A 12,499-nucleotide genomic window follows, 5' to 3' on the forward strand; every position below is an offset into this window, starting at 1 on the left:
TTCTTTTATTAAGGAATTCAAATGCAAGCGGCAACTGTAGTTATCAACCGCCGCGCTCTGCGACACAACCTGCAACGTCTGCGTGAACTGGCGCCCGCCAGCAAACTGGTTGCGGTAGTGAAAGCGAACGCCTACGGACACGGTCTTCTCGAGACCGCGCGAACGCTGACCGACGCCGACGCCTTTGGCGTCGCCCGGCTGGAAGAGGCGCTGCGCCTGCGAGCGGGGGGCATCGCCCAGCCGATCCTCCTGCTGGAAGGCTTTTTTGCTGCGGAAGACCTGGCGGTGATCGCCGCCCAGCGCCTGCATACGGCGGTGCATAGCCCCGAACAGCTGGCGGCGCTGGAGCAAGCCGATCTCCCCGAGCCGGTGACCGTGTGGATGAAGCTGGATACCGGCATGCATCGCTTAGGGGTGCGCCCGGAGGAAGCCGAGGCGTTTTATCAGCGTCTGAGCCAGTGTAAAAACGTCCGCCAGCCGGTGAACGTGGTGAGCCACTTCGCGCGCGCCGATGAGCCGACCTGCGGCGCCACCGAACGCCAGCTGGACATCTTCACCACCTTTACCGAAGGCAAGCCGGGCTTGCGCTCTATCGCCGCCTCGGGCGGCATTCTGCTGTGGCCGCAATCGCATTACGACTGGGTGCGCCCCGGAATTATCCTGTATGGCGTGTCGCCGCTGGACGATCGCTCCACCGGGAAAGATTTCGGCTGCCAGCCGGTGATGACCCTGACGTCCAGCCTGATTGCGGTGCGCGAGCATAAAGCAGGGGAGCCCGTCGGGTACGGCGGCACCTGGATCAGCGAACGCGATACCCGTCTCGGCGTGGTGGCGATGGGCTATGGCGACGGTTATCCGCGTGCGGCACCGTCGGGCACGCCGGTACTGGTCAATGGCCGGGAAGTGCCGATTGTCGGCCGGGTGGCGATGGATATGATCTGCGTTGACCTCGGACCGCAGGCCCAGGATAAGGCCGGCGACGCGGTAGTGCTGTGGGGAGAGGGGCTCCCGGTAGAGCGCATCGCCGAGATAACGAAAGTGAGTGCTTACGAACTTATTACGCGACTGACCTCCCGCGTCGCCATGAAATACCTCGACTAAGCCTCTGGCGTACCGGATAGTACAGAGGCTGATCCGGTACGCACCAGGCCTGCGGCGCTCAAAAAAGCGGTTTATACCGCTGCGCGGTCACTTTCCCCTCAACATCCTCTCGACCTGCCGTCATATCCGGTTTATTGTGTAAGAACCTGCCCCATGTAAACCTGGAGATACATCGCGTGTTTCAAAAAGTTGACGCCTACGCCGGCGACCCTATTCTTTCTCTGATGGAACGCTTCAAAGAAGACCCGCGAAGCGACAAAGTCAACCTGAGTATCGGGCTGTACTACAACGATGACGGCATTATCCCGCAGCTGCAGGCGGTGGCGGAAGCGGAAGCACGCCTGAACGCCGAGCCGCATGGCGCCTCGCTGTATCTGCCAATGGAAGGGTTGAGCGGCTACCGTCAGGCGATTGCGCCGCTGCTGTTTGGCGCAGAGCATACCGCGCTTAAGCAAAATCGCATTGCCTCTATTCAGACGGTCGGCGGTTCGGGCGCGCTGAAGGTCGGGGCCGACTTCCTCAAACGTTACTTTCCTGAGTCTCATGTCTGGGTCAGCGATCCGACCTGGGAAAACCACATCGCCATTTTTGAAGGGGCTGGCTTCGAAGTAAGTACTTACCCCTGGTTTGATAAAGCCACCAACGGCGTGCGCTTTGAGGACCTGCTGGCGACGCTGCAAACGCTGCCGGCCCGCGATATTGTGCTGCTGCACCCTTGCTGCCACAACCCGACCGGCGCCGACCTGACGCCAGCCCAGTGGGACCGCGTGGTTGAGGTATTGAAAGCGCGTCAGCTGATCCCCTTCCTCGACATCGCCTACCAGGGCTTTGGCGGGGGGCTGGAAGAGGATGCCTACGCCATTCGCGCCATCGCCAGCGCCGGGATGCCGATGCTGGTCAGCAACTCGTTCTCCAAAATTTTCTCGCTGTACGGGGAGCGCGTCGGCGGTCTGTCCGTGGTCTGTGAAGACAGCGAAACCGCGGGCCGCGTGCTGGGTCAGCTGAAGGCCACCGTGCGCCGCAACTACTCCAGCCCGCCAAGCTTTGGCGCGCAGGTGGTGGCGACGGTGCTGAACGATGCAGCTCTGAAAGCCACCTGGCAGGCGGAAGTGGACGCCATGCGCGCGCACATCCTGACCATGCGCCAGGCGCTGGTCGACGCGCTGCAGCAGGTTGCCCCGGGTAGCAAAGTGGATTACCTGCTCAAGCAGCGCGGGATGTTCAGCTATACCGGATTTAGCGCGGCGCAGGTGGATCGTCTGCGCGACGAGTTTGGCGTCTACCTGATTGCCAGCGGACGCATGTGCGTGGCGGGGTTAAACTCACGTAATGTTCAGCAGGTAGCGAAAGCTTTTGCCGCGGTAATGTAAGCCGCTCTCCAGCAGGTTGTCTCTGCCGGTCAACGGGCAGGGGCAACCCCCTCGGATGTGATCATCCTCTTTTTCTATGACATCTGCGCGAAAAAGGCTTTTCATCCATGCCGCCGGCGGGTAAGGTCGGGACGTTGATAAGCATGCACATTATTGAAAACAATAATGATTGATAGATTTAGGGATAAATATGCGCAAACTTACTCTCGCCCTTGCGGCGGCTTCTCTCCTGTTCACGCTGAACAGCGCCGTTGTGGCGCGCGCCTCCACGCCGCAGCCGCTGTGGGTTGGCACCAACGTGGCCCAGCTGGCCGAGCAGGCGCCGATCCACTGGGTTTCGGTGGCGCAAATTGAGAACAGCCTGCTGGGGCGGCCGCCGATGGCCGTCGGTTTTGATATCGATGACACCGTCCTCTTCTCCAGTCCGGGTTTCTGGCGCGGGCAAAAAACCTTCTCTCCCGGCAGCGAGGATTACCTGAAAAACCCACAGTTCTGGGAAAAAATGAACAATGGCTGGGATGAATTCAGCATGCCGAAAGAGGTGGCGCGCCAGCTGATTGCGATGCATGTGAAGCGCGGGGACAGCATCTGGTTCGTCACCGGCCGCAGCCAGACCAAAACCGAAACCGTTTCTAAAACCCTGCAGGATGATTTTCTCATCCCGGCCGCCAATATGAATCCGGTGATTTTCGCTGGCGATAAGCCTGGCCAAAACACCAAGACCCAGTGGCTGCAGGCGAAGCAGATAAAGGTTTTCTACGGCGATTCGGATAATGATATCACCGCCGCCCGCGAAGCGGGCGCCCGTGGCATCCGCGTGCTGCGGGCCGCCAACTCCTCCTATAAGCCGTTGCCGATGGCTGGCGCGCTGGGCGAGGAAGTAATCGTCAATTCCGAATATTGATGACCGCCTGAACGCGATAAACGGCAGCGACGGCGCTGCCGTTTTTTTATGCAAAATCAGGGGTGGAAGGTTTTACCTTTTCACGTATTGCTGCACACTTAGAAGGATTCATTCGCAAAAGGAGTCAATGATGTGGTATCAGCAAACCCTGACGCTTGGGCCAAAATCCCGCGGTTTTCATCTGGTCACCGACGAAATCCTTGGCCAGATCCGCGGGCTGTCCGGGGTGAAGGTTGGCCTGCTGCACCTCCTGCTCCAGCATACTTCCGCTTCCCTGACGCTCAACGAAAACTGCGATCCCACCGTCCGCTATGACATGGAGCAGTATTTTCTCAACGCCGTACCGGACAATGCGCCGTATGAACATGACTATGAAGGCCCTGACGATATGCCGTCGCACATCAAATCATCGATGCTTGGCGTGTCGCTAATGCTGCCGGTCGAGGACGGGCGCGTCAGGCTGGGAACCTGGCAGGGCATCTGGCTGGGGGAGCATCGGATACACGGCGGTTCGCGGCGCATCGTTGCGACGCTCATGGGGGAATAAAAGATGACAATTTCGGAGTTATTACAGTACTGCATGGCGAAACCGGGAGCAGAGCAGAGCGTCCACAGCGACTGGAAAGCCACGCAGATTAAGGTCTCAGATGTGCTGTTTGCCATGGTGAAGGAGGTTGAGGACCAGCGGCCGGCGGTCGCGCTGAAGGCGAGTCCGGAGCTGGCTGAGCTGCTGCGTCAGCAGCATCGCGATGTCCGGCCCAGCCAGCATCTCAATAAAGCGCACTGGAGCACCGTCTATCTGGATGGCTCGCTGCCGGATTCGCAAATCTACTACCTGGTCGATGCGTCTTATCAGCAGGCGGTGAAAATGCTGCCGGAGCCGGTCCGGCAGCAGCTTACCCGCTAATTATTTCAGCATGGGCTTGAGGAAGCGCGCGGTGTGCGAGGCTTCGCACTCGGCGACGGTTTCCGGCGTACCGGAGACCAGGATTTCGCCGCCGCCGCTGCCGCCTTCCGGGCCGAGATCGACAATCCAGTCGGCAGTTTTAATCACATCGAGGTTGTGTTCAATCACCACGATGGTATTGCCCTGATCGCGCAGCTGGTGCAGGACTTCCAGCAACTGCTGGATATCGGCGAAGTGCAGACCGGTGGTCGGCTCATCGAGGATATACAGCGTCTGGCCGGTACCGCGCTTGGACAACTCGCGCGCCAGCTTCACGCGCTGCGCCTCGCCGCCGGACAGGGTCGTCGCCGACTGGCCAAGGCGGATATAGGTCAGGCCGACGTCCATCAGGGTTTGCAGCTTACGCGCCAGCGCCGGTACGGCATCAAAGAATTCACGCGCCTCTTCAATGGTCATATCCAGCACTTCGTGGATGGTCTTACCCTTGTACTTAATCTCCAGCGTTTCGCGGTTATAGCGTTTGCCTTTGCACTGGTCGCACGGCACGTAGATATCCGGCAGGAAGTGCATTTCGACCTTGATCACTCCATCGCCCTGGCAGGCTTCGCAGCGCCCACCGCGAACGTTAAAGCTAAAGCGCCCCGGCGTATAGCCGCGTGAGCGAGACTCCGGTACGCCGGCGAACAGCTCGCGCACCGGGGTAAACACCCCGGTATAGGTTGCCGGGTTGGAGCGCGGCGTCCGGCCGATCGGGCTCTGGTCGATATCGATCACTTTATCGAAATGTTCCAGCCCCTGGATATCGCGATACGGCGCTGGTTCGGCGATGGTCGCGCCGTTGAGCTGGCGCTGGGCAATCGGGAACAGGGTATCGTTGATCAGCGTGGATTTACCCGAGCCGGAGACGCCGGTGATGCAGGTAAACAGGCCCACTGGCAGGGTGAGCGTTACATCCTTCAGGTTGTTGCCGCGCGCGCCGGTCAGCTTGAGGACTTTCTCCGGGTTGGCGGGCACGCGCTGCTTCGGCACTTCAATTTTGCGTTTACCGCTCATGAACTGGCCGGTCAGGGATTCCGGGACCGCCATAATGGCCTCCAACGGCCCTTCCGCTACTACCTGGCCGCCGTGAACGCCAGCGCCGGGACCGATATCGATCACATGGTCGGCGGCGCGAATGGCGTCTTCGTCGTGCTCAACGACGATCACCGTGTTGCCTAAATTACGCAGGTGGATCAGGGTGCCGAGCAGGCGTTCGTTATCGCGCTGGTGCAGGCCGATAGAGGGTTCATCCAGCACGTACATCACGCCAACCAGCCCGGCGCCAATCTGGCTTGCCAGACGGATACGCTGGGCTTCGCCGCCGGAGAGCGTTTCCGCCGAGCGGGAGAGCGTCAGGTAGTTGAGGCCGACGTTGACGAGGAATTTCAGACGATCGCCAATCTCTTTCAGCACTTTTTCGGCGATTTTCGCCCGCTGTCCGGAGAGCTTCAGATTGTTGAAGAAATCCATCGCATGGCCGATGCTCATATCGGAAATGGTCGGCAGCGGGGTGTTTTCCACAAACACGTGGCGCGCCTCGCGACGCAGACGCGTGCCGTCGCAGCTGGCGCACGGACGGTTGCTGATGAACTTCGCCAGCTCTTCGCGCACCGCGCTGGATTCCGTCTCTTTGTAACGGCGCTCCATGTTATGCAGCACGCCTTCGAACGGATGGCGGCGCACCGAGGTATCCCCGCGGTCATTCATGTATTTGAATTCAATACTTTCTTTACCTGAACCGTACAGCACCACTTTCTGCACGTTGGCGCTGAGGGTGCCCCATGGCGCTTCGACGTCGAATTTATAGTGCTCCGCCAGCGACTTCAACATCTGGAAGTAGTAGAAGTTACGCCGATCCCAGCCGCGGATGGCGCCGCCCGCCAGCGACAGCTCGGGATTTTGCACCACGCGATCGGGATCGAAATATTGCTGCACGCCGAGGCCGTCGCAGGTCGGGCAGGCGCCCGCCGGGTTGTTAAAGGAGAACAGACGCGGCTCCAGCTCGCGCATGCTGTAGCCGCAGATCGGGCAGGCGAAGTTGGCGGAAAACAGCAGTTCTTCCGCTTTCTCATCATCCATATTAGCCACAATGGCGGTCCCGCCGGAGAGCTCCAGCGCGGTTTCAAACGACTCGGCCAGGCGCTGCGCCAGATCGTCGCGCACCTTGAAGCGGTCGATGACTACCTCAATGGTGTGCTTCTTCTGCAGCTCCAGCTTCGGCGGATCCGACAGATCGCAGACCTCACCGTCGATCCGCGCGCGGATGTAGCCCTGACTGGCGAGGTTTTCCAGGGTTTTAGTGTGCTCGCCTTTGCGCTCTTTAATAATGGGCGCCAGCAGCATCAGGCGCAGGCCTTCCGGCTGGGCGAGGACATTATCGACCATCTGACTGACGGTTTGCGCCGCCAGCGGCACGTCGTGATCCGGACAGCGCGGTTCGCCGACGCGGGCGTACAGCAGACGCAGATAGTCGTGAATTTCGGTAATAGTACCCACCGTCGAGCGGGGGTTGTGAGAGGTTGATTTCTGTTCGATGGAAATCGCCGGCGACAGCCCTTCGATATGGTCGACGTCCGGCTTCTCCATCAGCGACAGGAACTGTCGCGCATAGGCGGAGAGCGATTCGACGTAGCGACGCTGGCCTTCGGCATACAGGGTGTCGAAAGCGAGTGAAGATTTGCCAGACCCGGAAAGCCCGGTGACGACAATGAGTTTGTCGCGCGGGATAACGAGGTTGATGTTTTTGAGATTATGGGTGCGGGCGCCCCGAACTTCGATCTTATCCATTCACCTTTCCCGGTAGGTAGATACACGGATTGCCTGGTTTGCTTGAAGGACAAACGGCAGAAACGGCTAATTATGACACAATTTAACCTGAATGAATATACAGTATCGGAATGCAAATTCGGGTCGAGTGTGCAACAATGTCGTAGCCGGGTACTATCTCTGGAATCAGCCTCGCAGCTATTAAAATGCTACGTGGAAATGGTACACTCGCGCGTTTACACTATTAAGAAACGTATTCAGGAGACACGAACATGGCCAGCAGAGGCGTAAACAAGGTGATTCTCGTCGGTAATCTGGGGCAGGACCCGGAAGTACGCTACATGCCAAGTGGCGGCGCTGTCGCCAACTTCACGCTGGCAACTTCCGAATCCTGGCGTGACAAGCAGACCGGCGAAATGAAAGAGCAGACCGAGTGGCACCGCGTTGTGCTGTTCGGCAAACTGGCGGAAGTCGCTGGTGAGTATCTGCGTAAAGGCTCACAGGTGTACATTGAAGGCCAGCTGCGTACCCGCAAGTGGACCGATCAATCCGGTCAGGACAAATACACCACCGAAGTGGTGGTGAACGTGGGCGGCACCATGCAGATGCTGGGCGGCCGTCAGGGCGGCGGCGCACCGGCAGGCGGCGGCCAGCAGCAGGGCGGTTGGGGTCAGCCGCAGCAGCCGCAGGGCGGCAACCAGTTCAGCGGCGGCGCGCAGTCCCGTCCGCAGCAGCAGGCCCCGGCAGCGCCTTCCAACGAACCGCCGATGGACTTCGACGACGACATCCCGTTCTAAGGCTTGCCTTAGGCGCACTGTCTGCGCAGTCGAAAGCAGAAAGCCCCGGTTTCGCCGGGGCTTTTTCTTTGTTATTCCTGCACCGTCATTTCAGGATGGAATTTGACCTACGGTAACGAGCGATTCAGATGACGGGCACCTGAGCGGTGGCGGCTGTCGCCACGCTGGGCTGCGGTTTGGCTGGCTGCGCTACCGGCTCCTGCCGCGGTACGGCCGTCGCTTTCTGTTTGCGGGCCATGTCATCGACGATCAGCCGATAGGCGATGTAATACTTATAGATATTGCTGACGTAGGTTACCGTCTCGGCGCCAATTTTTTCTGCCGCCATATTTTCGACGTTACCGAACCAGACGTTCGGGTCAAATCCTCGCTGTTTAGTCATGGTGCGCAGGCGGGCGATACGCGCCGGACCCGCGTTATAGGAGGCAAAGGTAAACAGCGCTTTATCGAGCCGGGTCATGGGCTCATCGGCATAGTACCGATCCATCATCCAGCGCATGTATTTCACGCCGGCATGGATATTGGGATCCAGCTGTTTAATATCGCCCACCTTCAGCTCTTTTCCAGTGCTGGGCATCACCTGCATAACGCCGATGGCGCCGACGTGGCTCCGTACCGACTGATTCAGCCGCGACTCCTGGTATCCCTGGGCCGCCATCAGCAGCCAGTCGACGTCGTAACGATCGCCGTACTTGCGGAAGACATCTACCATCGCGAGGAATTTGCGTCGTTCCTTACTCGCCGCGGCATTTTTGACATATTTAGCATTTTTCAGGTAACGCAGCAGGAGAGTATTGCCCAGCGTGGTGCCCTGACGATTCTTTTTGACGAAGTTGTTCAGTACCGTCAGCAGCTGCGGGCTGTCTTTGCGTACCGCCCAGGCAATGTCGCCGCCGTCGCGCAGCACCACATTGTCATGGACCTGAATTTTTGGAAACACCTGTTTCCAGAACAACGCTTTATGCTGATCGACGACGATCAGCGGAATCAGCCCGGCGTTGAGCATTTCCAGCAGATCTTCATCCTCCAGCGCTTCCGGCGCCGCCTCCAGTATCACCGGTGGGCGCGACTCACCGGCAAATCGGGCGTTCAGCGCTTGCAGGCTGTCGTAATAGCTGGAGGAGCGGCGAACAAAGACGGTTTGACCAGAGAGTTGCTCCAGGCTGTCGACCTTCGGTGAAGCCGGGCCGGAGATCAGTAATTCTTTCACGTTGCTGTAGAGCGGCTGGGCGAAATCGACCTGTGCTTCCCGCGAGGGCGTGATAGTCAGATTGGCAGCCGCAATATCGCCTTTACCTTCATTAAGCGCGATAAAGAGATTGTCCCGACTGACCGGCACAAAAACGATATGCAGCTTCAGGTGGCGCTGTTTGAGCTTTTTATCCTTCGCTAGCTGTTTATTCAGCTCGTTTTCCAGCGCGATAAAAATGTCGTGCGTCGCCCCGCGCTGGGTGCCTTTATCAATAAAAAAGAAGGTCTTGCTGTAGGTGGTTAATACCCGAATGGTACGACGGTCGATCATGCCAGGCAAATCGCCTCTCCATGGCCGTAGCATATCGTCGATATGAATCGATAGCGTGTTGTCTTCGGCTGCTGCCGGCGGCGCTTTTTCCGCCTCTACTGCCGGCAGCAGAGGAGCGAATAACAGTGTCGCGAGGCAGGTGAGCCAGGCGATAAACAGACGTGATAGCGAGTAGGCGTTCATGGAGGAATACTCCGCAGGGGATGTGATTATTTTAGCAGAACGGCCGCCGTTAGCTGGGAACGACAAGGGCGTAAAAAACATAACAATGCCGACAAATAGTTTTCTCCCATTTTATCGCTTACTATTAATGTGTTTTTATCTTTAATTTAACTATGGAGATAATATGGCGAAAATGTGTGTTTTTAATGATAAATAGAAAATAATGATGATGTTTTTATTTTATTTCTCCCCATCTGTTTTGTTGTAACTTTTTGATTGTTGGTGTTTATTTTATTTTTCTCCGATATTGATTATTATCATCTTGATAATGAATCTCATTTTTATTACCGTAACACGGCACATTACTCTAATGACACGCTGTCTGGATTACGCTATCAAAGAATAGCGCGCAGCGCTTTTTCTCTAATGATGAAACAGGGCACTTAATTTTATTATGCCTCACGCTTTTTTTTATTCCCATTAATGCCGGGAAGGCGCTGACCTGCGCCAAAATCTGGCGACGCGCTGAGGCAAGTATTTTATCCCATTGTTTTTTCAATTGGGGAAGGCGTTATGCCCGACAGCAACAGAAAACAGGGCATATTCTATGAAATACACGTCTCACTTCCCGCTGGGGATCGTCATTCCTCTGCTCGCCTGTAGCGTGCCGCTGCAGGCGGCAGAGAACATGACCGAACAATCGACGCCTGACGAGAGCGCCGCCACTGCCGAAAATCACGAGGAGACGATGGTCATAACCGCCGCCAGGCAGAACCTGCAGGCGCCGGGCGTGTCGACCATCACCGCAGAAGAGATCCGCAAACATCCCCCCGCCCGCGATGTGTCGGAGTTAATTCGTACGCAGCCCGGGGTAAACCTGACCGGCAACTCTACCAGCGGGCAGCGCGGCAACAACCGGCAAATTGATATCCGTGGCATGGGGCCTGAGAATACCCTGGTGCTGGTCGATGGTAAACCGGTGACCAGCCGTAACTCGGTGCGGTATGGCTGGCGCGGCGATCGTGACTCCCGCGGCGATACCAGTTGGGTGCCAGCGGAGATGATCGATCATATCGATGTGATCCGCGGCCCGGCGGCGGCGCGCTATGGTAATGGCGCGATGGGCGGGGTCGTCAACATCGTGACCAAACCGACCACACCAGAATGGCACGGGTCGTGGAATACCTATATGAATGCTCCGCAGCACCGTAAAGAAGGGGCGACGAAACGTACTAACTTTAGCCTCAATGGTCCGCTGTCGGACAGTGTCAGCTTCAATCTCTGGGGTAATCTGAGTAAAACCCAGGCCGATGCACAGGATATTAACGCCGGGCATGAAGCGGAACGTACCGGTTCCTACGCCGGTTCTTATCCCGCCGGACGTGAAGGGGTGGTGAACAAAGATATTCACAGTAAGCTGCGCTGGGAGTTTGCCCCGATGCAGGCCCTGGAGTTTGAGGCCGGTTACAGCCGCCAGGGTAATCTCTATGCCGGCGACACTCAAAACACCAATACCAGTACGCTGGTGAAGAGTATGTACGGGAAAGAGACCAACCGTCTCTACCGGCAAACTTACGGCGTAACATGGACCGGCGGCTGGGATAATGGCGTGACCAGCAACAGCTATGCCCAGTACGAACACACCCGTAACTCGCGAATGGATGAAGGGCTGGCGGGCGGTACGGAAGGGATCTTCTCCAGTAGCGAGTTTTCAGATATCGATCTGGCCGATGTCCTGCTACATAGTGAAGTGAATATTCCGTTTACGCTGGGGGTCGATCAGAATCTGACGCTGGGGACAGAATGGAATCAGCAGCGGATGAAAGATGGCGTATCGACAACCCAGGCGCTCTCTTACGGCACTATCGATGGCGTATCGGCTACCGGTCGTAGCCCGTACTCCAGCGCCGAGATCTTCTCGCTGTTTACCGAAGATAATATGGCGCTAACGGACAGCACCATGCTGACACCCGCTCTGCGCTTCGATCATCACAGCATCGTCGGCAATAACTGGAGTCCCTCACTGAACCTGTCCCAAGAGCTGACAGACGACTGGACGCTGAAGCTGGGCATTGCCCGTGCTTACAAGGCGCCTAACCTCTACCAGTTGAACCCGAACTATATTCTCTACAGCAACGGTCAAGGCTGTTATGCCAGTAGTTCCGCCTGCTATCTGATGGGGAATAGCGATCTGAAAGCGGAGACCAGCGTTAATAAAGAGATTGGTCTTGAGTACAAGCATGATGGCTATCAGGCGGGGATCACCTGGTTCCGTAACGACTATCACAATAAGATTGAGTCAGGGTATGCGGCGGTGGGTACCGCCAGCAACGGCACCACCAATATCTATCAGTGGGAAAACGTACCAAAGGCGTTAGTGGAAGGCCTGGAAGGAACGCTGAATCTGCCGGTGGGGGAGGCGGTTAACTGGAGCAATAACCTGACCTGGATGCTGCAGAGCAAGAATAAGACGACAGGCGACCGGCTGTCAGTGATCCCGCAGTTTACCTTGAACTCGACCCTAAGCTGGCAGGTTCGTGAAGATCTCTCCCTGCAGAGCACCTTTACCTGGTATGGCCGACAGAAACCAAAACGCTTCAATTATAAGAGCGAGGCGGTCAGCGGCAGCGAACTAAACGAAGTCAGCCCATACAGCATTGTCGGCCTCAGTGCGACCTGGGATGTGAACAAAAATCTGAGCTTCACCAGCGGGATAGATAACCTGTTTGATATTCGCCACTACCGGGCAGGGAATGCGCAAACGACCGGCAACGCGACGACGGGAGCTTATCTGTATGGCGCGGGTGCCGAGACCTATAACGAATCGGGGCGGACCTTCTTTATGAGCGTTAATACTCATTTCTGATGATCCTGATGAGGAGTAAACCGGGTGCAATGCGACCCGGTTTTTTTATTTCAGATGAGAGCGGA

10 protein-coding genes are annotated in these 12,499 nt (G+C 57.3%); 8 read left to right on the forward strand and 2 right to left on the reverse strand.

Annotated elements, in window-relative coordinates; translation table 11 throughout:
• Nucleotides 1-21: 21 nt before the first annotated feature.
• The 5 genes from KPHS_02770 to KPHS_02810 all read left to right on the forward strand — a co-directional run bounded on the left by KPHS_02770 (nt 22) and on the right by KPHS_02810 (nt 4,282).
• Complete coding sequence (locus tag KPHS_02770) at nt 22-1,101, forward strand: alanine racemase (protein YP_005224577.1); 1,080 nt, start codon at nt 22-24, stop codon at nt 1,099-1,101.
• 176 nt (nt 1,102-1,277) lie between these two features.
• Nucleotides 1,278-2,471, forward strand: a complete 1,194-nt coding sequence (locus tag KPHS_02780) for an aromatic amino acid aminotransferase (RefSeq protein ID YP_005224578.1) — start codon at nt 1,278-1,280, stop codon at nt 2,469-2,471.
• Nucleotides 2,472-2,661: 190 nt separating this feature from the next.
• A complete protein-coding gene (locus KPHS_02790) occupies nt 2,662-3,375 on the forward strand; it encodes an acid phosphatase/phosphotransferase (RefSeq protein YP_005224579.1) in 714 nt (237 codons plus the stop codon).
• 130 nt (nt 3,376-3,505) lie between these two features.
• A complete protein-coding gene (locus KPHS_02800) occupies nt 3,506-3,922 on the forward strand; it encodes a YjbQ family protein (protein ID YP_005224580.1) in 417 nt (138 codons plus the stop codon).
• 3 nt (nt 3,923-3,925) lie between these two features.
• Complete coding sequence (locus KPHS_02810; protein ID YP_005224581.1) at nt 3,926-4,282, forward strand: MmcQ/YjbR family DNA-binding protein; 357 nt, start codon at nt 3,926-3,928, stop codon at nt 4,280-4,282.
• Here the strand turns inward: KPHS_02810 and KPHS_02820 are convergent, their stop codons facing one another.
• Nucleotides 4,283-7,108, reverse strand: coding sequence for an excinuclease ABC subunit A (locus tag KPHS_02820; protein YP_005224582.1), 2,826 nt, complete (start codon nt 7,106-7,108; stop codon nt 4,283-4,285).
• A gap of 251 nt (nt 7,109-7,359) precedes the next feature.
• On the opposite strand from KPHS_02820, the gene KPHS_02830 reads away from it, so the two are divergent.
• On the forward strand, nt 7,360-7,884 hold the full coding sequence (locus KPHS_02830; protein ID YP_005224583.1) for a single-strand DNA-binding protein: 525 nt from the start codon (nt 7,360-7,362) through the stop codon (nt 7,882-7,884).
• A gap of 124 nt (nt 7,885-8,008) precedes the next feature.
• Here KPHS_02830 and KPHS_02840 read toward each other — a convergent pair whose 3' ends face one another.
• Entirely contained in the window at nt 8,009-9,589 is a 1,581-nt protein-coding gene (locus KPHS_02840) for a putative periplasmic binding protein of transport system (RefSeq protein ID YP_005224584.1), read from the reverse strand.
• A gap of 261 nt (nt 9,590-9,850) precedes the next feature.
• On the opposite strand from KPHS_02840, the gene KPHS_02850 reads away from it, so the two are divergent.
• On the forward strand, nt 9,851-10,015 hold the full coding sequence (locus tag KPHS_02850) for a hypothetical protein (protein ID YP_005224585.1): 165 nt from the start codon (nt 9,851-9,853) through the stop codon (nt 10,013-10,015).
• 160 nt (nt 10,016-10,175) lie between these two features.
• Complete coding sequence (locus tag KPHS_02860; RefSeq protein YP_005224586.1) at nt 10,176-12,434, forward strand: outer membrane ferric enterobactin receptor; 2,259 nt, start codon at nt 10,176-10,178, stop codon at nt 12,432-12,434.
• Nucleotides 12,435-12,499: the final 65 nt, after the last annotated feature.

The sequence above is a fragment of the Klebsiella pneumoniae subsp. pneumoniae HS11286 genome (assembly GCF_000240185.1).
GTDB classification, from domain to species: Bacteria; Pseudomonadota; Gammaproteobacteria; order Enterobacterales; family Enterobacteriaceae; genus Klebsiella; species Klebsiella pneumoniae.